The following is a 25346-nucleotide window of genomic DNA, read 5'->3' as shown; positions in this document are numbered from 1 at the left end:
GGACCGTACACCCATTCGACACTGACGTAACGACTGAGCAACACGTCAGTGTCCCTCGTCGGCTAATGTGCCCTCAAGGGGGTGGTCACGGTGGATCGCAAGCCGAGTGTCAGGGTGGACTTATTGCGCTTGGGAGTGATGGACGCTGAGGCGGCCCTGACCCACCACCGTCGTGTGACAGAAACGATCGGGGCTGACCCCAACCGACTGGCGGGATGGGAGCATCATCTCGAGACGTCATGTGACCCTGATCTTGCCCTCGACGCCTTGGCAGATCTTTCACGGCAATCCCCGCACCGTGTCATCGACCTGCTTGGCGCCGATGACTCGGCATGCCGACTGGTGCGCCTCCTGGGAGCCTCCAGGGAGTTGGGTCACCACCTCATCACCCATCCGGACGACCTGGACGACATTGCTCATGATCCCGTGCGCCACAGTCGTGACCAGATCCGCGAGGATCTTCTCGAGGTCGTCGGAGCTCACCAGGATGGTGAGTTCCTGGTGGCCGAGACGCCCACCGGCTCGGCAGCAGATCGGCTGAGATTGGCCAACCGACGTCATCTGGTGCGGATCGCCTGCCGAGACGTCGGCGCAGCCGACCCGACCGAGATCATCGAGGACATCGCCGGTGAACTGGCAGACCTGGCTGATGCCATCGTCACCGCCGCACTGGCTTTGGCGCGCGCTGACTGTCCGGACCACGCCGACGCCCGGCTGGCCGTCATCGCAATGGGAAAGTGCGGGGCCCAAGAACTCAATTACATCTCCGACGTCGACGTCATCCATGTCGCTGAGCCGGCCCGCGAGGGCATCTCAGGAGCTCGGGCTGTTGACATCGCCACCACATTGGCAGCCTCGGTGGCACGGATCTGCTCGGCTCATTCCGCAGCGGGCTCGATCTGGCAGGTCGACGCTGCCCTGCGTCCCGAGGGCAATGCCGGCCCACTGGTGCGAACCATGGACTCGATGTCCACCTACTACGAGAAATGGGCGAAGAATTGGGAGTTCCAGGCACTCCTCAAGGCTCGCCCGATGGCCGGTGACCTCGATTTGGGTCAGAGATTCGTCGAGATGGTCTCACCGATGGTGTGGCAGGTCGGAGAGGCCGAGGGCTTCGTCCCGGAAACCCGCGCCATGCGAACCCGGGTCGTCTCCCTCATCGCGGCCAAGGAGAAGGGACGCGAGATCAAGCTGGGTGCGGGCGGATTGCGGGACGTCGAATTCACCGCCCAGTTGCTGCAGCTGGTTCACGGACGTCACGACGAGTCGCTGCGGGTGAGAGCCACCTTGCCTGCTCTGCGCGCACTGGCTGCTGGTGGTTACATCTCCCGAGGCGCAGCTGAACGTCTCGAGGAGGCCTACCGGCTGGAACGGGTGATGGAGCATCGGGTGCAGATGTTCCGGTTGCGTCGTACCCACCTCCTTCCTGATGATGAGTCAGGTTTGCGCAGGCTGGCTCGGGCAGTCGGGCTGCACACCCCCGACGAGGTGCGCGGTGTGTGGACCGCGACCTCGAAGGCAGTCCTGCGGACTCACGGCCAGGTGTTCTACTCACCAGTGGTGGAGGCTGTTGCCCGGATCCCCACCGAGGATCTGCGGATGAGCCCGGAGGCTGCCAAGGTGCGGCTGAGTGCCTTGGGATTCCATGACGAGGACGCCGGTCTGCGTCACATCGAGGCCCTCACCAGTGGTACCAGCCGAGCAGTGCGTATCCAGACAGCCCTCATGCCGGCCATGCTCGCCTGGCTGGCCGACGGCCCCAGTCCTGACAATGGCCTGCTGGCCTTCCGCCAGGTCTCCGAGGCTCTGGGAGAGTCACCGTGGTACCTGCGCGCAATGCGCGACGAGGGGGCGATGGCTCAACGACTGGCAACAGTGCTGGCGACGTCGAGATATGCCGTCGACGTCCTCACCCGCGCCCCCGAGACCGCACAGGTACTCGTTGACGATGACTTGACCCCGCTAGACCGCGATGACCTGACTCGCCAGATGAATGCCGTCGCCAGACGCCATCACGATGTCGAGGAGGCGGTCGGGGCGATCCGAGCGGTGCGGCGTCGTGAATTGTTCCGGATTCTGGTGGCCGACACTCTCGACGTCACCGACACCCTGCGCATTGGTCAGGCCCTCACCGATCTGACGGGAGCGACGATCGACGCAGCACTGGGCGCAGTCTCGCGAGGAGTTGAGGATGCCCCCCCGATCGGGATCGTCTCAATGGGCCGCTGGGGCGGCCGGGAGTTGTCCTACGGTTCCGACGCCGACTGCCTCTTCGTCGTCGGGGACGGTCCGGGCGCCGTTGAGAAGGCACTGCGCATCGTCACCAGGTTGCGCAACCTGCTCGGCAGGAACGGTGCAGATCCAGCTGTGGTGCTCGACGCGGACCTACGTCCGGAGGGTCGCTCCGGGCCGATGGTTCGTAGCCTGGAGAGTTATCGCACGTACTACGGGAAGTGGTCGAGCACCTGGGAGTCCCAGGCTCTCTTGCGGGCGAACCACGGCGCCGGAGACCCAGAGCTGACGACTGCGCTGCTCCAGTGCGTCGACAACCTGCGTTACCCGGCCAATGGCCTGACGTCCAGCCAGTTGGCCGAGATCCGTAGGCTCAAGGCACGAATGGAGTCTGAGCGGATTCCGCGTGGGATCGATCCGAGACGTCATCTCAAGCTCGGGCCGGGGGGTCTGTCCGACATCGAGTGGACTGCGCAGATTCTTCAGCTGCAGCATGCTGGCACGGAGCCTGCACTGCGCACGACGTCGACGATCGAGGCCCTCGACGCTGCACTGGCTTCCGGATACCTTGACAGCGGGCAGCATGCAGAACTGCGCGATTCCTGGTTGGCAGCCAGCCGACTGCGCAATGCGATCACGGTGGTGCGGGGGCGTCCCAGCGACGTCATCCCCTCGGACTCCATTGATCTTGACGTCATCGCACGGGTTCTGAGGATGGGCCGAGGAGCTTCTGAACAGCTCATCGAGGACCACCTGCGGCACTGTCGGCGTGCGTCCAAGGTCGTTGACGCCGTGTTCTGGAACCAGTGATCAGTCCTGATCGGAGAACTTGAAGGCGTGCGGGCTGGGCACCGGAAGGTTGCGGGCCCAAGCCGGGTCGGTGCACATCCGGGCTACGGCAAGTCCGCAGGCGATGAGGATGACGGTGAGGACGGCGTCAGCTCCGAAAGTAAGGGCCTTCGTCATGTCCTCGCCGTTGAGCCAGTAGACGGTGCGGTACATCGCAGCCCCCGGGACCATGATGACGCAGGCCGGGACGGTCAAGGTGATACGTGGCAGTTTCGTCCTGGCTGACAGCGGGCTGGCGAGGAAGCCGATGACGAGACCACCGACACCGGCTGCCAGCTGAACTGGTAGATGGACGTTGACCAAGGCCAGACGGCACAGGTTCCCACACACTCCCAATGCTGCTGCCCAGGCGACCATGCGCGGCGACGAGTTGAAGAGGATGGCGAATCCGGCAACTCCGCACGCCGTTGCGAGGGCATAGGCCAGCCAAGCCCAAGGATTCGGGAAAACCGTCTGGGCCGGTAGCGGCTGCAGCCCGGTGGCAGCCGAGAACACCCAGGCGGACATCGTCGCTGCCAGAATCAGGCCGACGGAATAGGTCGCTCGGCTCAGACCGGCCGTGAAGTCCATCCTGACCATGTCGAGGATCGAGGTGATCATCGGGAACCCAGGCACCAGGAACAGCAACGAGGCGACGTATCCGGGACCGTGGATGGTGTGCAGGCCGGCCCCGGTCAACAAGTCAGCGAGCAGTAGGTAGACCAGGCAGGCCGCGCTCGAGGCGAGAGCCGCCACCCCGAACTGGTTGAGCCAGCGTCGGTTGAGACGACCACGCACGAACTGTCCGACCGAGGCCGCCACCAGGACGACGAGGGAGTCGGCCAGCGAGAACTTGTTGAGGATGGCGAATCCGGCGCACGCGACCCCGCCTGCCAGGACGGTCTGCCACTCGGCCCATTTCGGACTCACGGTTCGTGAGATGTGGTCCAGCCGTGATTCCAAGTCACGTCCCGTGGTGCCTGCCGGCAGATGATGGGCCAACTCCTCCAACGATGATATCCGGGAGGAGTCGACGCGAACCCGGTACACCTCGCGGGCGACGGTGCGGAAGTTGTCTCCGCGGTGGGCGGTAGCGGTGATCTCGGTGAGTCCGACGGTGGCGTCGATACGGTCCATGCCGAGGGCCTGACCGGCGTCCGACATGGCCCTCTTCACCCGGTAGGACCCGGTACCGGACGACAGCAACATTGATCCCAGCCGGATGACGGCTTCGGTGTCATTGACGAATTCGTGGTCGTGTCTCAGGTCGTCGGTGGGGCTCGGGGAATCAGTGCCTGTCACGTCCCTTTATTGTGCCACTGCGGTTCCAATGGTCCACGGGTCGGTTCGGATGCCCAGATCCCGACAGGGCAGACCAAGTTCCGCGTGGAGACGTCGTGCCACATCTGCGCACCACGGCGACTCGGAGGCCCAGTGAGCGGTGTCGACCAGGGCTGGTCCTCCGACGCGTAGATGTTCGTCGGCAGGGTGATGGCGCAGGTCGCTGGTGAGGTAGACATCAGCGCCGCTGGCTGCCGCGGCGTCGAGGAGGGAGTCTCCCGCTCCGGAACACAGCGCCACGGTGGTGACGGGTTGGTCCGGGTTTCCGGCAGCCCGCACTCCCCAGACGGTGCGGGGGAGACGCTCGGAGACCCGCTGGGTGAAGGAGCGCAGCGTCATCGTTTCATCGAGGTGGCCGATGCGACCGATTCCTGGCGTGGTGGGGCCGGGGCGGGTTCCGGAGTCGATGGCCGTCACGTCGTAGGCAGGCACCTCATAGGGATGGGCATCAATGAGAGCTGAGCGCACCGCGGAGCGTGCCGAGGTGGGGGCAACGACGTGGATGCGCACCTCCTCAACGGTTTCGACCTCATTGGTCGTGCCGAGGGTGGGATGGGAGCCATCGAGCGGGCGGAACTGGCCGTGCCCAACCGTCTCGAAGCTGCACTGGTCATAACCGTCGAAGCGCCCGACGCCAGCATCGAAGAGGGCATGACGCAGCGCCTTGGCACAGTCGACAGGCACCTGAACCCCCCACAGATCCACGGTCTGGGTGACGGGTTCAAGGGGTCGTACGACGATGACGCCGAGGAGCCTTGCGAGGACGTCGTTGACACCGCCAACGGCAGCGTCGGCGTTGGTGTGAGCGCTCATGAGGGCGATGCGGTCAAGGATGAGGCGGTGGATGATGCGTCCCTTGGCGGTGTCGGCGGCCACGGATGTGGCTCCCCTCATGAGAAGTGGGTGATGGACGACGAGCATGTCCGCATGGGCTTCGATGGCGGCATTGACGACCTCGTCGGTCGCCTCCAGTGCGCAGACGATCTTCGTGACGGTGTCGTCGGGGTCTCCACACACCAACCCCGGCGCATCCCACGACTCCGCCAGGGATGGCGGGTACCACTGGTCCAGCACGTCACGTACTCGACCAACGGTCACACGGGCGTCAGAAGGGGAGGCGGTGTGGGATGTATCAGCTGCCATGGGTTCACGGTAGCTTGGAGGTATGACTGCTCCCCGACCAGTGACGATGTTTGTGTGCCTGGCTGCCGTCATGGCTGCAGCAGGGTGCGCCGAGAAGCCCCCAACCGTTTCCGACATGGCGAATCAACCCGGGGCAACACCGATTGCCAACTCGGTTCCTCCTCAGCCAGCGCAGCCGACACCGTCGAAGGGAGCCTCCGGCGCAAGTACTCTGGCCGTTCCGGCGTGCAAGGGGTCAGCACCGGTCGTCCAGATGTCTCCGATGAAGGCGAAGGAGGGAACCAACTCCGTTGAACTGATCGTCCGGAACTGCACTGAGAAACCCTTGGCCGTGCCTGCCGTGCCGACGATCGAGGTGACGTCCGCCGGTTCGCCCGTCAAGATCGCATGGGACTCGTACGGTGTCATTCCGGGAGAAGTGCTCACCGGAATGTGGCGCAAGGTCACCTTGTCGTGGCCTGGGCAAGGCAGTTGTGGTCCCCACCTCCAGGTGATGTCGGTTGAGATTGCCGGCAAGGTCGTGAGTGGCGAAGGATGCTTCATCCCCACGGTGAAGCCACCGGCCACGCCGAACCCCGAGCACGCTGGGAACCCCGACCAGCTGGAATCTCCCAAGCCCGTCCACGGATCGGTAGTGTGGTCAGACTGATGCATGTTCTGCCACTGCAATGCCACGACGGGGAAGGTGTGATGGATGATCGCCGGTCCGGCGACATGCCTCGCGATCTTCGCTTTGTACGCCTCGTTGGTGGTCCTCATGGCGTGGTGCCTGAGGTCCGTCTTCTCCCGGCTCGAACCGTGGGCCGTGGCGGGCGTTTCCCCGGCGATGATCCTGGGGAGCGTTAGAATCCATCGGTGATCGTTGTGACGAATCCGTATCACGCCGTGCGTGCAGCCGTGGCTCAACGTCGTCATGCTGGTTCTCGTGCTGGTGTTCTGGCCGATGGCGGCGGTGGTGTTCGAACGAGGATCTGGTGTCTGATAGCTGGCGCAATCGCGGCAGCGGTCGTCGTTTCTGGGTGCTCGCGACCGATCCCAGCGGTTCCCGAGGCTGTTGTCCCGACCTCGTCGGTGACCTCGACGCCGAGGTATTCGCCGCATCCTCGTCCCCAACCCAGCACATCCCCACAACGGGTGACCAGCGTTGGCGGCGGTGGGGGCGCTCTGACGTGTCGGCAGGGCGAGAAAGTGGCAATGGGGTTTGACGACGTCGGGGCGGCGCTGGGAGCACGAGTGACCCGGCTCATGATCCGTAACTGCGGCACGTCGACGATGAGCCTGCCCGCCATGCCGAAACTTCAACAGGCCACCGAGACAGGAGAGTTCGTGCCGGTGGCGTGGCAGCTTGATGACTCCAAGTCCATACCGAAACGGCTGGCTCCCGGAAAGGTCTCGGGCTGGGAACTGTCCTGGCATAGCAATGGTGACTGTGAGCACCGCGGAGCACGACGGCTCGTCGCAACGGTAGGGACGACGACGGCCATCCTCGAGGGCTGTCTGGACCTAGGCGACGTCCACGCACTGACAGATGAATCCTCGACTGGGCCGAATGGTTCTGACGCCATCCCGATCCCTCAGGGGACCGTGCGGTTTCTGGACTGAAACGAACCGCGCCCCACGGTTCGCACGCTCTTCGTGTATCGGGCCCAATTCTCCACGACGTGACGAGGGGGACGACCGAAGTCGTCCCCCTCGTCACGGGATCACGTCAGGTCGACTCAGATGTCGTAGTACAGGTCGAACTCGTAGGGATGCGGACGCTGCTGCAGGGCAGCCAGGTCGCCACGCTTGAGCTCGATCCAGGTCTCGATGAGGTCCGGGGTGAACACGTCACCGGCAAGCAGGAACTCATGGTCGGCCTCGAGATTGTCGAGGACGGCACCAAGGCTGCCCGGGACCTGATCCATGACAGCGTGCTCTTCCGGAGGCAGCTCGTAGATGTCCTTGTCGACCGGGGCCGGCGGCTCGATCTTGTTCTGAATGCCGTCCAGACCCGCGAGCAGCAGGGCGGCGAAGGCCATGTACGGGTTGGCCGAGGGGTCAGGGCAGCGGAACTCGACACGCTTGGCCTTCGGGTTCGGGCCGGTGATCGGGATACGCATGCAGGCGGAGCGGTTGCGCTGCGAGTACACCAGGTTGACTGGGGCCTCGAAGCCCGGAACCAGGCGATGGTAGGAGTTGGCCGACGGGTTGGTGAAGGCCAACAGCGACGGGGCGTGCTTGAGGATGCCGCCGATGTAGTAGCGAGCCATGTCGGACAGCTGTGCGTAGCCGGACTCGTCGAAGAAGAGAGGCTCGCCGTTCTCCCACAGCGAGGAGTGGACGTGCATGCCCGACCCGTTGTCACCGAAGATCGGCTTCGGCATGAAGGTCGCCGTCTTGCCGTGCTGCCAGGCGACGTTCTTGACGATGTACTTGAACTTCATGACGTCGTCAGCTGCGCGGGACAGGGTGTTGAAACGCCAGTTGATCTCAGCTTGGCCAGCGGTGCCGACCTCGTGGTGGGCGCGCTCGACCTGCATACCCAGACCCTCCATGATGGTGACGATCTCGTCGCGCAGGTCCCCGAAGTGATCGGTGGGGGCCACCGGGAAGTAACCACCCTTGTACTTCACCTTGTAACCGCGGTTGCCGCCGTCCTCGGTACGTCCGGTGTTCCAGGCGCCGGCCTCGGAGTCGATCGAGTAGTACGAGGTGTTCTGACGGGTGTCGAAGCGGATGTCGTCGAACACGTAGAACTCGGCCTCGGGAGCGAAGAAGGCAGTGTCGCCGATGCCGGTGGAAGCGAGGTACGCCTCGGCCTTGAGCGCGATGTTGCGCGGGTCGCGACTGTAGGCCTCCTTGGTGATCGGGTCGTGGACGTTGAAGTTGACGATGAGCGTCTTGCGCTCGCGGAACGGATCGATCCAGGCGGTCGTCGGGTCGGGCAACAGAGCCATGTCCGACTCGTTGATCTTCTGGAAGCCCCGGATGGAGGATCCGTCGAAGGCCAGACCGTTCTCGTACTGGTCCTTGTCGAACTCTCGGGCGGGTACGGTGAAGTGCTGCATGACACCGATGAGGTCACAGAAGCGGACATCGATCATCTCGATGCCTTCCTTCTTGACATAAGCGAGCAGGTCGTCGGGACCTTCGAACATCTTTCCTCCATCGACACGACTGGTGATGTGTTCACGGTAGTCCGTACGGGTTGCTCAGCCGTCACCGTTGTGTTTCGAGCGTGTAACAGCTGCTGCCGGTAGAATTCATCGGGTGAGTGGGATCGAGGCAGCACCAGGCACCCCGATTGGGTTGCCCGCGGAAGGGTGTGGATCGCCGGCGAGTCGGGACGAGCGCATCGGTGCGCTCATCGTCGGCCTGGGAGCATCCGTGGTGCTTGCCGGATCGATTGTTGGGCAGACAGTGATTCGAGGCGGCGATTGGCCCATGTGGATGCCGATGGCGGTCTTCTGCCTTGAGTTCCTGTTCTTCACGACAATGGCAGGCGGGTCCTTCGGCCAGATTGTCGCTCGGATGGCCGGCGTCCCGCTTGGTGCCCTTGGCCTCATCAGGGGGCGGCGAGCGATCGTGCATACATCTATGACAAGCCTCGTCGTTCCCACTCTCGTCATCAGAGCCGAAAGGAGAGGTCCCGACGACCTCGTGCACGGCACCGTCGTCGTCGATCGCAAGTGAGTCATATGCGTGTCATGGTTTTGTCTCGGGGGATTCCGAGCCCGGAAGCTCCGCTGCGAGGACTCTTCGAGTATGACCAGGCAGTGGCGCTACGACAGCAGGCCCACGAGGTCGTGCTGGCTGTCCTCGACGCGCGGTCCATTCGGCATTGGCGCAAGTTTGGCACGCGTGTCGAGCACGCCGCGGAACGCAATGACGGCATCACGGTGGCGAGGCTGGACGTCCCGCTGGGGGCGGTGTCCGCACGCGCCGATCACCGGGTGCACGCCAGAGCAGCCCGACGGCTGCACCGGACCGTCATCGCGGAGTGGGGGACACCTGACGTCGTCCATGCTCATTTTGCACGATTTGCCGCCGCTGCGGCACGGGCCGATTGTCCCGGACCGCTGGTGTGGACCGAACATGATTCCCATCTGGCGAACCCGGACCAACGTCTCCAGGAGGACATTTCCGTCGCCGGGGACCGGGCTGACGCCGTCATCAGCGTCTCCCAAGGCCTGAGTTCGAGGTTGGCCGGGTACGGGGTCACCTCGACGGTCGTGCCCAACATCGTTGATGTCGACCTCTTCGACCGTCCGGCACGGCGCCATGAAGGAACGGTGGTCGTCAGCGTCGCCACCCTCAATCCTGGCAAGGGAGTGGTCGAACTGGCCCATGCCGTCGAGCAGTTGCCCGGAATTCAGCTGCGCATCATCGGGGATGGACCACAACGTCGGCCCCTGGAGGCCATTGCGGCCAACAACACGAATGTCGTCCTGCTGGGTACCCAGCCGCGAGAGCGCATAGCGGAAGAGCTCGCGGGTGCTGACGCCTTTGCCCTGGCCTCCCACTCCGAGACCTTCGGGGTCGCCTGTGCCGAAGCCTTGGCGGCTGGCCTACCGGTGCTGACGACGGCCTGCGGTGGTCCGCAGGAGTTCATCGACGACAGCAACGGCGTGGTCGTCCCGGTGAGGGACGTCGATGCGTTGGCAGATGGTCTGCAACAGGTGCTCGGTCGGTCATGGGACCGCGAGGCGATCGCATGGCAGGCTCGCTCCCGATTCGCGGCTGGTCCCGTCGTTGATCAGCTGGAGGCAGTCTACCGACGGGCGATCTCCCGCCATGCGACGACCTATTGAGCCCGGGTGGAAGACTGGCAGACATGGATCTGACCGCATGGATGGCGAGCGTCAACGGCGTCATCGCGGCCAACGCCTCCCACTCCTGGGTTGTTGCGGTGCTGTGGGGACTGTGCGCCATTGACGGGTTCTTCCCACCCGTCCCGAGCGAGTCCTTCGTCGTCGCCCTGGCAGCAATAGGACATCCGCCGTGGTGGCTAATCATCCCGGTGGCAGCATTCGGTGCGATGTGCGGGGACAACATTGCCTACTGGATTGGGCGTCAGCTCGGACACACCAAACTTTTCAACGGTGGGCCGAAACGGCAGAAGACCGTCACCTGGGCGACTCACCAACTGCGAGTGCGCGGGCCGTTGTGCATCCTGGTCGCCCGATACATTCCCGGCGGGCGTGTCATCGTCAATACCATGGCGGGGGCCACCCGCTTTTCCTATCGCGTATTCTTTCCTGTTGACACGTTGGCCGGGGTTCTGTGGGCTGGATATGCCACCGCGATTGGTGCTGGCGCGGCAAGTTTTCTGGGCAACAACCATATCCTCGCCGCGACGGTCGGGATCACTGGTGCAATCGTCATTGGCGTCATTCTGGATCAGGTCCTGCGGCGAGTGATGCCCGCTCCGCAGAACGACTGAGGGCAAATGGGTACGACGCCTCCGGCGTGCAGGGGGCGCCGTCATGCGATGGGAGGGGGTGGAATCAGGCCCGGCCCTCCTTCTGGGCGTTCTCCTTGCCGGTGGACTTGGTGGCGGCGAGCTGGGCCTCGTCGAAGACGCTGGTCCCGGCGTTCGACTCGTCACCGTCCTCCTCACGGCCAGGGGTGCGCAGGTTCCACTTCGTGATGGCGAATCGGAACACCACGTAGTAGATGGCGGCGTAGACGAGACCGATGAGAAGGAGCAGCAGGACCTTTCCTGCGCTGCCGGACAGCTCGGCAGCTCGTCCGAAGTTGATGATGTAGTCGGTCAGGCCGGCCGAGAATCCGAACCCGTCCTTAATGCCCAGAGCGTTGCACAGGGCCAAGGACGAGCCGGTGAGCAGGGCGTGCACGAGGTACAGCGGGAAGGCTACGTAGGCGAACGCGTACTCGAGGGGCTCAGTGATACCAGTGAGGAAGGCGGTCAGGCCGACCGACAGCATGACGCCACCGGTGATCTTCTTACGCTCCGGCCTGGCGGTGTGGTAAATGGCCAGGGCAGCACCGGGCAGGGCAAACATCATGATCGGGAAGAACCCGGTCATGAAAGAGCCGGTCCAGGCATTGGTGCCGGCCGTGCCACTGAAGAAGCAGGTGATGTCGCCGTGCAGGGTCTCGCCGGCGGCATTGGTGCAGCTACCGAGCTGGAACCACGGCAGGGAGTTGAGCAGGTGGTGCAGGCCGAAGGGAATGAGCAGACGGTTGATGGTGCCGAAGACGAATCCGGTGGCCGGGTTCGACCCGTGGGTCATGATGAACCCGCCGACCTGCTTGTTGAACAGCCAGTCAAAGGCTGGATAGACAAGGGCCATGATGACACCGGCGACCACCGAGGCCGCAGCGGTGACGATCGGAACGAAGCGACGCCCGCCGAAGAAGGCCAGGTAGGTCGGCAGCTTGGTGCGGCGGTATTTCTCGTACATCTTGGCGGCGATGATGCCGATGACGATGCCGCCAAGGACGCCGTAGTTGATGACTCCGGTGTCCTTGGCGAAGTATGGGGCCAGTGCGTGCAGGACCCCACCCTGGGTCTTGTCGGAGGTGCCCGCGCCCGTGAAGGTGAGGTAGCCGATGAGGGCGGCCAGTGCGGTGGAACCATCGGCCTTCTTGGCGTAACCGACAGCCACGCCGAGCGCGAAGATGAGGGGCAGGTTGTCGAAGATCGCGCCACCGGCGCCGGCGAGCACATCAGCGACCGGCTGCATCCAGGATGCGTGCCTGGCCACGCCGTCCGCGCCCAGCACATCGGCCGCTCCGAATCGCATGAGCAGTGCTGCGACCGGCAGGGATGCGATGGGCAGCATGAGGGAGCGTCCGATGCGCTGCATCTGGGAGAACCCGGGTATCTGCCGTTTCTTCTTCGTGCTGGTGGTAACAGCGTCTTTCGCCATGGAGTTCCTCCGCAGTGAGTTCTCATGTCCGACGCCTTTGCCCACATCGGTTCGGCATCAGGTGGTCCATGGTGTGGTATGGACCACCTGATGAAGTGTAGGCCGCCGGTACTGCCACCTCAAGAGGGTGCGCAGAATGTGTGAACGTGAACATTTCGGTCGGGTTGGATCTCCCCTCGGTGGTCAACCCTGCATCCGGGGCATAATTCACGCATGAAGTACGTGACCGTGCGGGATTATCTCGTCGAGCTCATCGACACCCGCCTGTCGGTCGGAGATGTCGTTCCCAGTGAGCGTGAGCTTGCCGAACGTTTCGGAATCTCACGGATGACGGTCCGCCAGGCGGTGGATTCGCTGGTCAACAGCGGACGGCTGGAACGTCGCCGCGGGAGTGGGACCTATGTCCGGGCTCCGAAGGTTGACGTCCAGTCACGGATCTCGTCCTTCAACGAGGAAATGCGTCAACGTGGCATGATTCCCGATACACGGGTGCTGCGCGGGGAAGAGTTGCCGGCGGCCCCGGACGTGGCCGTCTGGCTGGGGATTGAGCCCGGTGAATCCGTCCACTTCATCTACCGGGTGCGGTTGGCCGACGGGGTTCCGATGGTAGTCGAGAGAACCTGGATCTCCACACGAGTGATGCCGAATCTACTGGCGAATGGCGTACCCGCGAGCATTTACGGGGTCTTGGCGAACGCTGGTCTCGTCCCCACCTGGGGGGAGGATGCCATTGAGGCCGTCAGCGGGGATGCGGTGATCTGTGAGCTGTTGCACATTCCGGTGGGATCGCCTCTGCTGGCCATCAACCGCCGTACCTATGCCGATGATCTTGCCGTTGCCTACTCCCGGTCCTGGTACCGGGGAGACCGTTACAAACTGTGGGTGCCGATCTCCGGGCCGCGCAGGACCCTGTATCCACCTCGAGGAGGCTCGTGATGAAGCGTGTTGAACACATCTTGGCAGCGTTGGGGGGAGTCGACAACGTGGTGTCGATCGAGCCGTGTGTGACCCGTTTGCGCTGTCAGGTCCGAAACTGCGGGCAGGTCGACGAGCAAGCGCTGCGTCGTGCTGGCGTCCATGGTGTGACGGTGCAGGGACAGGGCGTCCAGGTGATCGTCGGACCTGACGCGGACCTGCTTGCCTCCGACCTGGAGGATTTGTGGGGAGAGGATCACGAGGCCTGACCGCCTCTTGACATCCGGCGGCCCGATGGAGTTCAGTGTTAATTGTCTGGACCACTTGGAAGGTGGGTCAGTATGTGTTCGGGGATCCTCCACGGCGGAGTGCACCTCGAGCCACGACAAGGAGACATCATGAGCAAGGCAGAACAGATCCTGACGGCCCTCGGTGGCGACGACAACATTGGCGACCTCGAGGCCTGCATCACCCGGCTGCGCGTTGAGGTTGACGACCCCGACCTCGTCAACGAGGCCGCTCTCAGGGCTGCCGGTGCATTCGGCGTCGTCCAGCAGGGAACGTCCGTCCAGGTGGTCGTCGGACCCGAGGCTGACACCCTTGCCGAGGACATCGAGGACCTGCGCTGATGACCTCGGTCCTCTCTCCTCTCAATGGCACCCTGGTGGCCCTGCCCGAGGTCCCCGATCCGGTGTTCGCACAGGGCCTAGTGGGTCCCGGTGTCGCCCTGCATCCCTCCGGCGACGGCGATGTCACCGTCGTGGCGCCGGTGTCGGGGCGCCTCGTCAAGCTGCACCCGCACGCCTTCGTCATTGAGGCGGACGGATTCGGGATGCTGGTGCATCTTGGCATCAACACCGTCCAGCTGGGAGGGGAGGGATTCACCCTTCACACCGAGGAGGGCGCAGAGGTTTCCGTCGGAGACGAGCTCATCACGTGGAACCCCGCCCGTGTCGCCGAGGGAGGGCGCAGCGTGGTGTGCCCAGTCATCGTTCTCGACACCGCCCCTGACAAGCTCGGTGATGTCGCCCCTGTCGGCCAGTCGGTGAGCAGTAGTGATCACTTGTTCACAGTGGCGTGAGTGAGCGTTACGGGTGGGGCGGGCCGGATGACGGTCCGCCCTCCTCATGCCGTGCGACTGATGCACGGTGGCTCCAGGCCAAGGCGAGGAGGGACCCGGCACCCAGGATCTCGTAGGAGTCGGTGAGGACTTTCTGCCACCAAGGCGCAGCAACTTCTTGGTCATGACCTGCTGGGAACCACCAGACCATCCATGTCAGGGTGGCGAAGGCCCAGAGTAGGGCGAGACAGTGGCGGGCTCGGCGTCGATCTGCCAGTCCTGCGACGATGATCAGCGCGGTCCACACCCAGTGATGGGACCATGACACCGGGCTCACGAGGCATCCGCAGATTCCCGCGCACAGCAGGGACCACACCCGATCGGCCCCTCCTTGCTGCCACAGCCGACGAGACGCGATCCCGGCTAGCAGACAACAGAGGACGACCAGAATGAGCCAGACTGGGGTGAGCTCTCCTCGTCCCAGTCGTAACAGCATCCCTGACAAGGATTGGTTGCCAGCCCAGGTCAGCCCGCCGAGCCGCTTCGGGGAGACCATGTAGTGGGTCCAGTACCTCCACGACGCCGTCGGTGCGATGGCGAAGCCGAGAGCCATTGTTAACACTCCGACAGCAGCGGCCCGCAGTGCTGCCTTGAACTGGCCGGTGACGAGGTACCACAGCGCGAAGATGCCGGGGGTGAGCTTGAATCCGGTGGCCACACCAACGCCGACGCCGCGCCATGCGCGTGGAAGAACGAAGACGTCAAGGATGACCAGGAGAGCCAGCTGAAGATTGACCTGGCCGTAGGAGAAGCTCTTGGCGATCGGTTCGCTGGCCACCAGGATTGCGGCGACAGCGGCCGTCACGATGCCCGATGGTCGACGTCCGCAGTGCCGCCACGTCACGTCGATCATGATGACGAGAGCGGTCGCGCTGACGGCACAGTGGAGGATCGTCGCGGCGCGGAACGGCAGGAGGGACAACGGGACGAGGGCGATTGCGGCGAAGGGTGGGTACGTGAATCCCAGACCACTGACCGAGGTGGCAGTGTACAGCTTGTCCGGGTCGTCCAGCATGGCTCGCACGCAGTCCCGGTAGATCCTGAGGTCGGTCGGATTGGGCATGATGAGCGTCCACGCCACGGTGATGACCAAGACAACGATCGTGGGCCACATCCCGGATCCTCGGATCCGGGGACCATCACCGCGTGCCATCACTGATTCTCCACGACGTCGGCAGCCTCCAGCCATTGCTCCTCCAGACTCGACATCTGCTCGTCAAGGTCATTGGCCTTCGTCTGCAGGTCGGCGAGGGTATGGTAGTCGTCGGCCTTGGTAGCCATCTCCTCGTGCAACGAGGCCAGCTTGTCGCGGACCTTGCCCATCTTGCGGTCAATCCGGTCCATGTCCTTGCGAGCCTGCCTCAGAGCAGCGGTGTTGACCTTCTGCTGGGAGCTCTCGGTGCCCACGCGGCTCGACTTCGACGGGCCGGTCGCACGGTTGCGACGGTGCTCCAGATACTGTGAAATCCCTCCGGGAAGCAGGGCGACCGTCCCGTCGCCCATGAGGGCCCACACCACGTCGCAGACCCTTTCCAGGAACCAACGGTCGTGGGAGACGACGATGAGGGTTCCTGGCCAGGAGTCGAGATAGTCCTCCAGGAGACGCAATGTGTCGATGTCCAGGTCGTTGGTTGGCTCGTCGAGGAGTAGGACGTTCGGTTCATCCATGAGGAGACGCAATAGTTGAAGACGCCGGCGTTCACCACCAGAGAGGTCGCCGATACGGGTGACGAGTTTCTGTCCGGTGAACCCGAATCCTTCCAACAGGTCCGCGGCAGAGGCGTCGCGCCCGGTGGCAAGCTTCGTCCTCGCCTTGACATCGTTGACCGACTCCAGCACCGTCGTCGTCGCGTCGAGGTCGTCCACCTCCTGACGCAGATGGGCAAGCCGCAGAGTCTTGCCCTGCTTGACGCGGCCGGAGTCAGGCTGGCGGGATCCGTCGAAGAGATTCAGCAGAGTGGTCTTGCCGGCACCATTGACGCCGACCAGGCCGATTCGGTCGCCTGGTCCGATCGACCATGTCACGTTGTCCAGCAGGGTGCGCACGCCCAGCTCGTCGGAAGCGACGGTTACGGTGACGTCCTTGAGATCCAGCACGTCCTTGCCCAGCCGGGCCGCGGAGAACCGCGCCAGTTCCAGCTTGTCGCGGGGCTCGGGGACATTGGCGATGAGGGCATTCGCGGCCTCGACGCGGTAACGAGGTTTGGAAGTGCGGGCGGGGGCGCCGCGACGCAACCATGCCAGCTCCTTGCGCGCCAGATTCTGACGCGTGGCCTCGTTGCTGGCGGCGATGCGGGCTCGCTCCACCCGGGCGAGGATGTAGGCGGAGTATCCGCCCTCATAGGCCTCAACAGTGGCGTCGTGGACTTCCCAGATGTCGGTGCAGATCTCGTCAAGGAACCAGCGGTCGTGGGAGACGACGAGCATGGCCACACCGCGCTCCTGGAGGTGGCGCAGCTGCCCCGCCAGCCAGGCGACGGCCTCGACGTCGAGGTGGTTGGTGGGCTCGTCGAGGACGAGTAGGTCGTGGTCACCCAACATGATCGAGACCAGGGCAACCCGACGGCGCTCACCACCGGACAGATCGGCCATGGGACGGTCGAGGTCAATGTCGGTGAGCATGTCCTCAACGATCGGGCGAGCCTTGCGATCCGCCGCCCAGGCATGGTCGGGACGGCCACCGACGACAAGGTCACGGACGGTCTCGTCGCCCTTGGGGAATTCGGCCTGGGCGAGCACCCCGATGGAAATCCCATTGGTGCGCGTCACAGTCCCGGAATCGGGTTTCAACGAGCCGGTGAGAAGGGCCAGGAGGGTGGATTTTCCGTCCCCATTGCGCCCCACCACGCCGATGACATCTCCCGTCGAGAGTCCCAGGGACGTCTCCGAGAGGACCGTCCGTGTGCCCCAAGACTTCGAGATGCGATCGGCGTTGACGAGATTCGTGCCGGCCAACGGAGGCTCAGCGTCCCCGCATGGCGGCGCGGGCGCCCTTCATGGAATTGGGCATCGGGCCCTTGGGTAGCGGCACTTTCGGACGCATGGCGTCGAGGGCATTGAGACGGTTGACGACCTCGTCCACCTGGGAGGCGTTGAGGGCCTTGGGCAGCTTCTTGATGTGCCTGTCGAGGTCCTCCAGCGGAACCTCACCCTTGCCGTCGCCCATGATGAGCGAGGTCACCGGGGTACCGTAGGCGACCTGTTCGTGACGCTTGGTCTCGGTGGCCAGCAGATTGCGCAGACCGTTGCCGTGGCCCTCGCCGATGAGGACGATCCCGGCCGGTCCGACGGCGCGGTGCACGACGTCCTGCTGTCGGGTGAAGGCGATCGCCGGGGTGGAGGTCCACTTCTTCTTGTCCAGCAGGGAGAGAGCCACCTCGGCTGAGCCGGTCTGGCCTTTGAAGCGGGTGTACATGGAACGCTTGGCGCGCGCCTGGAATACCCACATGGCGGTAGCGGCGCCAGCGAAGATGCCGACGATGAGCCAAGCCCACCACAGGTCAGTGAAAATGAGACCGAGGACGGTGATCGCCACGACAACAAGGGCGAAGGCGCCAATGACCCACCAGAGGAGCTGGGGATCAACCTGGCGGGTCAGCTTGAAAGTCTCGACGAGCTGCTTGCCGGTGCTCCAGTCCTTGGGATTGTCGGAATTCTTGCGACGCTCCTTCTCGGCCTTGGCCTGCGCCTTCTGTTTGGCGGCGAGTTCCTTGGCTGCCTGGCTCTTGGGCATTGACACGCTCCCGACGACGTTGATGGACGGACTCCGCGGCATTCTACCGGTTTCGTGACGGCGACCCTACTTCGACGTGGTTCCTCCGTATGTACCCGGGGCACCGCCGCCTGGCGTCACGGCCGGGGAGGAGTTGCCGTGGCCTTGTTCGTTGTCGCGTCGATCATCCTCATTGACTTTCGGGGTGGTCGTCATTGCCCCTCGTCAAGCTGATCAAGCTCCTCTGATTACTCCTTGGCGGCAAACGGAGCCGGTTTCTCCCCGTCCCGGTAGCCGGTGACGATGGTGACCGGCTTCTCCCCGCGAGCCTCCATGGCCTGACGGTAGAGACGTCCGGCGCGGTAGGAGGAGCGCACCAGTGGGCCACTCATGACACCGACGAATCCAATCTCGCGGGCCTCCTCGGCCAGCTCGTCGAACTCCTGCGGGGCCACCCAGCGGTCGATCGGGTGCAGGTAGGCGTTCGGGCGCAGGTATTGGGTGATCGTCAGCAGGTCGGTCTTGACATCATGCAGGGCCTGCATGGCCTCCGAGATCTCCTCACGAGTCTCTCCCATGCCGAGGATGAGGTTGGACTTGGTGATGAGACCCGCCTCGTGGGCCGAGTTGAGGACGGCCAGTGAACGGTCGTAGCGGAATCCGGGGCGGATGCGCTTGAAGATGCGTGGGACTGTCTCGAGGTTGTGCCCAAAGACCTCCGGGCGGGACTCGAAGACGACGTCAAGGAGCTCCTGCCTGCCGGAGAAGTCCTGGGCCAGCATCTCGACGCCGACTCCCGGGTTCAACTGGTGGATCTGGCGGATGGTCTCGGCGCACAACCAAGCTCCCTCGTCCTCGAGGTCGTCACGGCAGACCGAGGTGACGGTGGCGTAACGTAGGCCCATTTGCATGACCGACTCGCCGACACGATGTGGCTCGTCCTTGTCGTAGCCCTCCGGCTTGGCCGACTCGATCTGGCAGAAATCGCAACGGCGGGTGCAGTGATCGCCGCCGATGAGGAAGGTGGCCTCGCGGTCCTCCCAGCACTCGAAGATGTTGGGACAGCCAGCTTCCTGGCACACCGTGTGAAGATCACCGTCTATCATTCGGCGTCGCATGTCGCGGTATTGCGGACCCATCGTAGCCCGGGTACGAATCCAGCGAGGTTTGTCCTCGATGGGGGTCTGGGAGTTCTTGACCTCGACTCGGAGGAGCCTTCTGCCGTCTGCCTCGACACTCACGTCGGCCAGTTTAACTGTGTGCACCAACGTTGCGAAGCCTCAGCGAATGGGTGACGACGAAGAGGCTGGACAGGCTCTTGACGAACCATTCAGTGGATTGAGCTGCCCGGAAACCGCGATCATCATGCCGGTGGCGGCAGGGGCTCCTGAGTCGGTGGCGAAGTCATGATGGGGACCCACCGAGATGGCTCCGGTCATCGGTATCGGCGGGGCAGGCAGAACTGTCACCAGCATCTCCGGTGCGGTGGGGACCGTAGCCGGGATGACGGACAGGTTCACGACATGGGGTGAAGGAACGCCGGGTGCTCCGGACGCGGGATGTCCGGGCTCATCTCATAGGGCTGGAAGGACATCATCTCGGTGAGGATGGGCTCGAGCTTGCCTGCCACTTCCAGGATGGAGGGCACCTCGGCGTCGGGGCCATGCAGACGTCGCAGTTCGCGTCCCATGCTGGTGACGTCAGCGTCGGTGATACCGCAGGGGATGATGTTGTCGAACCAGGCGGTGTCGGGGTCGACGTTGAGGGCGAATCCGTGCATCGCCGTCTGACGAGAGACCCGGATGCCGATCGCGCAGACCTTGCGCTCCGGGCCGACGCCATCAGAGGGAAACCAGACGCCGGTACGTCCGGGGACCCGTCCGGCCTTCAACCCGTACTCGGCAACGAGGCGGATGATCGACTCCTCGACCCGACGCACGTAGTCCACGACACCGATGCCGCGCTGCAGGAAGACGATGGGGTATCCGACGAGCTGGCCCGGACCATGCCAGGTGATCTCACCGCCGCGATCCACCGGGATGACAGGGGTACCGTCGAAGGGATAGGCCTCCGGGCGGGTGCGTCGGCCCGCAGTGTAGACAGGGTCGTGCTCGACGTAGATGACCGTGCTGGGGCGCTGATGGCGCGAGACTTCGGCGTGCACCTCACGCTGGTGGGCCCAGCACTCGTTGTACTCGGTGCGTACCGGGGGGTTGTCCGCGATGCCCAGACATTCGAATTCCAAGCCAGCGGGATGATCCACCCATCCCCTGGGAACTACCCCGTCAACGACCTGGGGTGTGGTGGGCTGTGGGGTTGCCTGGGCGTCTGTCACGCTGACCCATGGTAGTCCGGATACATGGCGGGGCCCGGTGCGGAATTCCACACCGGGCCCTTGAGGTGTCGAATCAGAACTCTCCGGCGAAGTCACCCTCCTCCAGGCGGGCCTTGATGCCTGACAAGAAGCGAGCCGCCACGGCACCGTCGATGAGACGGTGATCGTAGGACAGCGAGAGGTACATCATGTCGCGAATGGTGATGGTGTCCTCACCGAACTCGTTGGTGACGACGACCGGGCGCTTCACCAAGGCACCGGTGCCGAGGATGGCGACCTCGGGCTGATTGACAATCGGGGTGTCGAAGAGAGCACCAGCCGAGCCGTAATTGGTGATGGTGAAGGTACCACCGGCCAGCTCGTCGGGAGTGACCTTGTTGTCGCGGGCGCGAGCAGCCAGGTCGCCGATCTGGTGAGCCAGTCCAGCGATGTTGAGGTTGCCGGCGTTCTTGATGACCGGAACCAGCAGGCCACGCGGGGTGTCGACGGCGATGCCGATGTTCTCGGAGGCGCCGTACGTGATCGTTCCGGCCTCGGTGTCGATGTTCGCGTTGAACTTCGGGTTGGCCTTGAGGGCCTCGACGACGGCCTTGGTGATGAATGGCAGGTAGGACAGGCCAACTCCCTCGCGAGCCTTGAAGGAAGCCTTCTCAGCCTTGCGAACGCGGGAGATTGCGGTCATGTCCACCTCGACGGTGGCGGTGAGCTGGGCCGAGACCTGCAGGGAGTCCACCATGCGGGAGGCGATGACCTTGCGCAAACGGCTCATCTTCTCGGTGGTACCGCGTAGAGCGACGGCCTCCGGGGAGACCTCCTGGGAGGCCTTGCGAGCTGAACCAGCGGGTTTCGGGGCGGCTGGAGCAGGAGCAGAGACGGGAGTCGGCGCGGGGGTCGGGGCCTCCTCGGGCTTGCCAGCAGCAGCCAGCACGTCCTGCTTTCGGATGCGGCCACCGACGCCAGTTCCGGTGATGATGGACAGGTCGACGTTGTTCTCCTTGGCCAACTTGCGGACCAGCGGGGTGACGTAGACGTCGGAGGACGGGTTGGTGGCACGTGGGGCGACCGCGTTGGTGCCAGTCGGGTTCGGAGCCTCAACGGGTTTCGGAGCAGTCGGCGCGGGGGCCGGGGTCTCCTCGGTCTTGCTCTTCACCGGCTCGGGAGCAGACTCGGCGACCGAGGGGTCGCCGATGATAGCGAGCACGGCGCCGACCTCGGCGTCTTCGTCCTCGGGGACCTTGATTTCGATCAGGGTGCCGGAGGCGGGGGAGGGGACCTCGGTGTCGACCTTGTCGGTGGACACCTCGAGCAGGGGCTCGTCGGCCTCGACGGTGTCTCCGACGGCCTTGAGCCAGCGGGACACGGTGCCTTCGGTGACGGACTCGCCCAGTGCGGGAAGAGTCACCTCGACGCCCTTGGCCGCGCCACCAGTGGCGGGACCAGACTTCTCGTCGGCTGCGGGTTCAGGCTGAAGCTGCGGTGTGGGGGCATCATCATGTCCACCGGGGGCCTCGGCTGGAGCGGAGTCGGACTCGGAGGGGTCGCCGATGATGGCGAGCACGGCGCCGACCTCGGCGTCTTCGTCCTCGGGGACCTTGATTTCGATCAGGGTGCCGGAGGCGGGGGAGGGGACCTCGGTGTCGACCTTGTCGGTGGACACCTCGAGCAGGGGCTCGTCGGCCTCGACGGTGTCTCCGACGGCCTTGAGCCAGCGGGACACGGTGCCTTCGGTGACGGACTCGCCCAGTGCGGGAAGAGTGACTTCGGTCGACATGTGTTGGAGCTCCTTTGCAGACCGCGACGGATTCGTTGCAAGCCTAGCCGGACGATGGGTAAATGTGCAGTTGTCCCCATTCCTGGAATCAGAAAAATCTCGTCCGAACACGCCGAGGGGCAGAACCTCCAAGTCCTGCCCCTCGCGGCGATGAAGGTCGTCAGTCAGCCAGATTGGCGGCGAGCTGTACCAAGGTGCGCACTCCGAACCCGGTTCCCTGGATCGGGGTGTAGTCGTGCGGCATGGCGTTGTTGTATGCCGGGCCGGCGATGTCGAGGTGGGCCCAGTCGACGCCCGGCGTCACGAAGTGCTGCAGAAAGGCCGCGGCGGCCATCGCACTGCCTTCGCGGACCCCCGAGGACTTCACGTCGGCGATGTCGGAGTGCAATCCGTCGCGCACCTCGTCAGTTATCGGGAGTTCCCAGAAGTCCTCACCGGCTGCCTCAGAGGCATCCAACAGGGTGTCGGCGGCTTGGGCGCCGGAGGTCATGACCCCGGCAGTGTGGTTGCCGAGGGCGACCATGCAGGCGCCGGTGAGGGTGGAGATGTCGACGAGGTAGTCCGGCTCGTCCTCGCAGGCGCGAGCCAGGCCGTCGGCCATGACGATGCGGCCCTCGGCGTCGGAGTTGGCGTTCTCGACGGTCTTGCCGCCGTACATGGTGACGACGTCGGAGGGTCGCCATGCCGATCCGGAGGGCATGTTCTCGGCCATGCAGCCGTAGGCAATGACACGAATGTTGAGGCCCAGGTGCGCGACCGCACCGACAGCGGCCAGGACGGCGGCAGCACCGCCCATGTCGCACTTCATGGTGTACATGCCGGCAGCGGTCTTGATGTCCAGGCCACCGGAGTCGAAGGTGATGCCCTTGCCGACCAAGGCCAGGGTGGTGGTGGCGCCCTCCGGGGAGTACTCCACGCGAACCAGGCGGGGGGAGTGGGCCGAACCGCCACCGACGGCCAGAATGCCACCGAAACCGCCACGAACGAGAGCCCTCTCGTCAAGGACTTCGACGGTGACGTCCTTGAGGTCCTTGCACCACGACCGCACCGAGGCGGCGAAGGTCTTCGGGTAGAGGAGGTTGGCAGGAGCGTCTACCCAGTCACGGGCGGTGTAGACGGCGTCGGCAAGGATCCGGGCCTTGTCGAGCTCGGGTTTGGCGCCACGGGCATTGGAGACGATGGTTACGGTGGAGACCTCGGGTGCACCCGCGTTCGCGGTGATGACAGGCACCCTGTAGCAACCGAGCAGGGCACCCTCGGCGGCGACACGGACCTGCTCGGCCGAAGCGGTTCCGATGTCGACGGCCACCTTGAGGGGTGTGCCGTGGGAGAGGGCAGCGGCAGCGCGCGCACCGGCGCCGGCAGCCTTGCGAAGGACCTCAGTATCACTTCCCTCAGTCCCGCAGCCGACCAAGACGAGGCTGTTCCCGGACCAGGGCAGCACCACGGTGGACCCCAGCTTCGTCGAGCCACCAGCGCGGATGGCAACCTCGGCCAGCGAAGCACCGAAAATCTCCTCGGCTTCGTTCACGGCTCGCGGTGCAAGCCCCTGGACGGCGGGGCCCTGGGAGCTCTCGACCAGGCCGGCGATCACGACGTCGGCGCCGTTGGCATTACGGGAGACCTTGAGATCGGGACGCGGACGGATGGGCAGCTCGGTGCTGTTGGCCACGAGGATTCCTCTCATTCAGGGGTCGGTTCAGGATGGGGCCCGGGCAGACCCGGGCCGACGCCTCGTCGTGAAGCCTAGTCGAGGCGCCTCGGGTGCGAGACGGCGCGGTGCCCGTGCCGCGTACGGTGTGTGAGTTCCGCCACCTCTCAGGACACCGACGGCGTCAATTCATTCCTCGGACAGCCCCATCGGACCGTAGACGACCTCATCGTCCTCCATGAGGGTGACCGCGTCGACACCGGCGTCCTGCAACTCGGGCCAGGTTCCGGAGAGCCATGCTTCGGCCTCCTCCTGGGACTCGAACTGCTGGCCGGCACCGAATTCACCAAGGTGCTCTGCCCCCTCGACGGTGACGCGAGGCTGTGTGAAAATCCACGAGTAACTCATATCCACAAGACAACCACGTCCGTGCCCCGAAAGGGACACGGACGCATCAACGTGGGGTTGCAGGACCGGGAGGCCTGGGATCAGTCGATCTTCTCGCCGCGTTCGATGCGTGGTTCCGGGTTGCGCCAGCGACGCACGGTCATGGCTCGGTTGTTGAGGTAGGCCCACAGACCGCGCAGGGGAGCGTTGGGGTAGCGGGCGCGGATGCCCTTCTTGGCACCGTGCCACAACCGCCAGGAGTCGACCAACCACACCAGCATGACGATGAGCATGCCCAAGGACATGGCATTGATCGCGCCAACTGCGGTGGGGGCGATGAAGAGCATGGCCAACCAGATCACCATGACGGCCAGGAAGATCGGCATGATGAACTCGCTGAAGGTCCAGCGGGAGTCGACGTAGTCGCGGATGTATCCCCGCTCCGGGCGGTGCTCGGCCGCCTTCATGGCCGTAGCCTGACGCTCGCGTTTGGCCAGCCGCTCCCGCTTGCGGGCCTCCCTCTTGCTCAGGGTCGGGTTGAGACGCTCCCGACGGGCAGCCTCGGCCTCGGCGCGGGACGGGGTCGGTCCCTGTTTCGCCACGTGGCGGGCCTGGGTCTTCGAGTGGGTAACTGGTGCTTCAGAGGCAGCTGGACGACGCTCCTTGTCGACGCGGTGCCGCTTGGTCGACTGCTGCTCCGTGCTGGAGCTCAACGCCTCGGAGGCGGGCTTCAGAGCTGCTGCGGTCGAGGACGGGGAGGACTCGGTGCTGGACACCGGCTTTGTCTCGACGGTCTTGCCCGCCGTTCCGGCCTTCTTGCTGTCTCCCTGTTCATAGGGGCGGAACAGTCCCACGATCCATCCTTTTTGGTGTCGTACTCGTGCCCGCGGTGGCCTGTTCCAGCCGGGGCGACCCTGTCTGGGCTGAGAAGATTGTACGGGTATTGCTCTGGGCCGTGGTTGCGCAGTCCCGTACGCTAAGGATCAGGCAACCGTAACGCTGACGACTTCCCGGAGTCATCAAGCACCGAAGG

24 protein-coding genes and 1 pseudogene are annotated in these 25346 nt (G+C 64.4%); 12 read left to right on the top strand and 13 right to left on the bottom strand.

Annotated elements, in window-relative coordinates; all coding sequences use genetic code 11:
* The first annotated feature begins 90 nt into the window (after positions 1 to 90).
* Positions 91 to 3042, top strand: coding sequence for a bifunctional [glutamine synthetase] adenylyltransferase/[glutamine synthetase]-adenylyl-L-tyrosine phosphorylase (locus ACSJJT_RS03350; protein WP_435916915.1), 2952 nt, complete (start codon positions 91 to 93; stop codon positions 3040 to 3042).
* Here ACSJJT_RS03350 and ACSJJT_RS03345 read toward each other — a convergent pair whose 3' ends face one another.
* Positions 3043 to 4269 (bottom strand): threonine/serine exporter family protein, encoded by a 1227-nt coding sequence (locus ACSJJT_RS03345; protein ID WP_435917059.1) that lies wholly within the window; start codon positions 4267 to 4269, stop codon positions 3043 to 3045.
* A 99-nt stretch (positions 4270 to 4368) separates the two neighbouring features.
* The gene (locus ACSJJT_RS03340) at positions 4369 to 5544 is read right to left on the bottom strand and encodes a Nif3-like dinuclear metal center hexameric protein (RefSeq protein ID WP_435916914.1); all 1176 of its coding nucleotides are present in this window, start codon (positions 5542 to 5544) and stop codon (positions 4369 to 4371) included.
* Between the two features lie 22 nt (positions 5545 to 5566).
* On the opposite strand from ACSJJT_RS03340, the gene ACSJJT_RS03335 reads away from it, so the two are divergent.
* From ACSJJT_RS03335 to ACSJJT_RS03325, 3 genes and pseudogenes are all read left to right on the top strand, one after another.
* A complete protein-coding gene (locus ACSJJT_RS03335) occupies positions 5567 to 6193 on the top strand; it encodes a hypothetical protein (RefSeq protein WP_435916913.1) in 627 nt (208 codons plus the stop codon).
* A gap of 81 nt (positions 6194 to 6274) precedes the next feature.
* Positions 6275 to 6382, top strand: a pseudogene (locus tag ACSJJT_RS03330) (YdcF family protein); the annotation flags it as partial.
* 356 nt (positions 6383 to 6738) lie between these two features.
* The gene (locus tag ACSJJT_RS03325; RefSeq protein ID WP_435917058.1) at positions 6739 to 7146 is read left to right on the top strand and encodes a hypothetical protein; all 408 of its coding nucleotides are present in this window, start codon (positions 6739 to 6741) and stop codon (positions 7144 to 7146) included.
* Positions 7147 to 7262: 116 nt separating this feature from the next.
* Here the strand turns inward: ACSJJT_RS03325 and glnA are convergent, their stop codons facing one another.
* On the bottom strand, positions 7263 to 8684 hold the full coding sequence (gene glnA / locus ACSJJT_RS03320; RefSeq protein ID WP_435916912.1) for a type I glutamate--ammonia ligase: 1422 nt from the start codon (positions 8682 to 8684) through the stop codon (positions 7263 to 7265).
* A 112-nt stretch (positions 8685 to 8796) separates the two neighbouring features.
* Here glnA and ACSJJT_RS03315 point away from each other — a divergent pair, with 112 nt between their 5' ends.
* Genes ACSJJT_RS03315 through ACSJJT_RS03305 form a run of 3 tightly spaced genes read left to right on the top strand, consistent with a single transcriptional unit; the run spans position 8797 to position 10969 of the window.
* Complete coding sequence (locus ACSJJT_RS03315) at positions 8797 to 9219, top strand: RDD family protein (RefSeq protein ID WP_435916911.1); 423 nt, start codon at positions 8797 to 8799, stop codon at positions 9217 to 9219.
* A gap of 5 nt (positions 9220 to 9224) precedes the next feature.
* The gene (locus ACSJJT_RS03310; RefSeq protein ID WP_435916910.1) at positions 9225 to 10337 is read left to right on the top strand and encodes a glycosyltransferase; all 1113 of its coding nucleotides are present in this window, start codon (positions 9225 to 9227) and stop codon (positions 10335 to 10337) included.
* A 23-nt stretch (positions 10338 to 10360) separates the two neighbouring features.
* Positions 10361 to 10969 carry a DedA family protein gene (locus tag ACSJJT_RS03305; RefSeq protein ID WP_435916909.1) on the top strand — a complete coding sequence of 203 codons (609 nt, stop codon included), beginning with the start codon at positions 10361 to 10363 and terminating at the stop codon, positions 10967 to 10969.
* Positions 10970 to 11033: 64 nt separating this feature from the next.
* On the opposite strand, the gene ACSJJT_RS03300 is transcribed toward ACSJJT_RS03305, so the two are convergent.
* Complete coding sequence (locus ACSJJT_RS03300; RefSeq protein WP_435916908.1) at positions 11034 to 12422, bottom strand: PTS transporter subunit EIIC; 1389 nt, start codon at positions 12420 to 12422, stop codon at positions 11034 to 11036.
* A gap of 213 nt (positions 12423 to 12635) precedes the next feature.
* On the opposite strand from ACSJJT_RS03300, the gene ACSJJT_RS03295 reads away from it, so the two are divergent.
* The 4 genes from ACSJJT_RS03295 (at position 12636) to ACSJJT_RS03280 (ending at position 14418) form a co-directional block, all read left to right on the top strand.
* Positions 12636 to 13358, top strand: a complete 723-nt coding sequence (locus tag ACSJJT_RS03295) for a GntR family transcriptional regulator (RefSeq protein ID WP_435916907.1) — start codon at positions 12636 to 12638, stop codon at positions 13356 to 13358.
* Positions 13358 to 13606 carry a PTS sugar transporter subunit IIB gene (locus ACSJJT_RS03290; protein WP_435916906.1) on the top strand — a complete coding sequence of 83 codons (249 nt, stop codon included), beginning with the start codon at positions 13358 to 13360 and terminating at the stop codon, positions 13604 to 13606. Before ACSJJT_RS03295 ends, ACSJJT_RS03290 begins: the two co-directional genes overlap by 1 nt.
* A gap of 129 nt (positions 13607 to 13735) precedes the next feature.
* Entirely contained in the window at positions 13736 to 13966 is a 231-nt protein-coding gene (locus ACSJJT_RS03285) for a PTS sugar transporter subunit IIB (protein ID WP_435916905.1), read from the top strand.
* On the top strand, positions 13966 to 14418 hold the full coding sequence (locus ACSJJT_RS03280; RefSeq protein WP_435916904.1) for a PTS sugar transporter subunit IIA: 453 nt from the start codon (positions 13966 to 13968) through the stop codon (positions 14416 to 14418). The genes ACSJJT_RS03285 and ACSJJT_RS03280 overlap by 1 nt, the downstream gene beginning before the upstream one ends.
* A gap of 7 nt (positions 14419 to 14425) precedes the next feature.
* Here the strand turns inward: ACSJJT_RS03280 and ACSJJT_RS03275 are convergent, their stop codons facing one another.
* From ACSJJT_RS03275 to ACSJJT_RS03260, 4 genes are all read right to left on the bottom strand, one after another.
* Positions 14426 to 15520 (bottom strand): glycosyltransferase 87 family protein, encoded by a 1095-nt coding sequence (locus ACSJJT_RS03275; protein ID WP_435917057.1) that lies wholly within the window; start codon positions 15518 to 15520, stop codon positions 14426 to 14428.
* 89 nt (positions 15521 to 15609) lie between these two features.
* Complete coding sequence (locus ACSJJT_RS03270; protein WP_435916903.1) at positions 15610 to 17412, bottom strand: ABC-F family ATP-binding cassette domain-containing protein; 1803 nt, start codon at positions 17410 to 17412, stop codon at positions 15610 to 15612.
* Positions 17413 to 17419: 7 nt separating this feature from the next.
* The gene (locus tag ACSJJT_RS03265; RefSeq protein ID WP_435916902.1) at positions 17420 to 18190 is read right to left on the bottom strand and encodes a DUF4191 domain-containing protein; all 771 of its coding nucleotides are present in this window, start codon (positions 18188 to 18190) and stop codon (positions 17420 to 17422) included.
* A 227-nt stretch (positions 18191 to 18417) separates the two neighbouring features.
* Positions 18418 to 19410 (bottom strand): lipoyl synthase, encoded by a 993-nt coding sequence (locus ACSJJT_RS03260; protein ID WP_435916901.1) that lies wholly within the window; start codon positions 19408 to 19410, stop codon positions 18418 to 18420.
* 46 nt (positions 19411 to 19456) lie between these two features.
* Here ACSJJT_RS03260 and ACSJJT_RS03255 point away from each other — a divergent pair, with 46 nt between their 5' ends.
* Positions 19457 to 19579 (top strand): hypothetical protein, encoded by a 123-nt coding sequence (locus ACSJJT_RS03255; protein WP_435917072.1) that lies wholly within the window; start codon positions 19457 to 19459, stop codon positions 19577 to 19579.
* A 106-nt stretch (positions 19580 to 19685) separates the two neighbouring features.
* On the opposite strand, the gene lipB is transcribed toward ACSJJT_RS03255, so the two are convergent.
* From lipB to ACSJJT_RS03230, 5 genes are all read right to left on the bottom strand, one after another.
* Entirely contained in the window at positions 19686 to 20504 is an 819-nt protein-coding gene (gene lipB / locus ACSJJT_RS03250) for a lipoyl(octanoyl) transferase LipB (protein ID WP_435916900.1), read from the bottom strand.
* Positions 20505 to 20577: 73 nt separating this feature from the next.
* Positions 20578 to 22275, bottom strand: a complete 1698-nt coding sequence (sucB, locus tag ACSJJT_RS03245) for a 2-oxoglutarate dehydrogenase, E2 component, dihydrolipoamide succinyltransferase (RefSeq protein ID WP_435916899.1) — start codon at positions 22273 to 22275, stop codon at positions 20578 to 20580.
* Between the two features lie 160 nt (positions 22276 to 22435).
* Positions 22436 to 23962: a leucyl aminopeptidase gene (locus ACSJJT_RS03240; protein ID WP_435916898.1), complete on the bottom strand. Its 1527-nt coding sequence runs from the start codon at positions 23960 to 23962 to the stop codon at positions 22436 to 22438.
* Positions 23963 to 24115: 153 nt separating this feature from the next.
* Entirely contained in the window at positions 24116 to 24334 is a 219-nt protein-coding gene (locus ACSJJT_RS03235) for a hypothetical protein (protein ID WP_435916897.1), read from the bottom strand.
* 80 nt (positions 24335 to 24414) lie between these two features.
* Positions 24415 to 25167 (bottom strand): DUF3043 domain-containing protein, encoded by a 753-nt coding sequence (locus ACSJJT_RS03230; protein ID WP_435916896.1) that lies wholly within the window; start codon positions 25165 to 25167, stop codon positions 24415 to 24417.
* Positions 25168 to 25346: the final 179 nt, after the last annotated feature.

It is taken from the genome of Cutibacterium nasicola (genome assembly GCF_051303185.1).
In the GTDB taxonomy this organism is placed as follows: Bacteria; Actinomycetota; Actinomycetes; order Propionibacteriales; family Propionibacteriaceae; genus Cutibacterium.
This window is presented reverse-complemented; position numbering and strand designations above follow the sequence as displayed.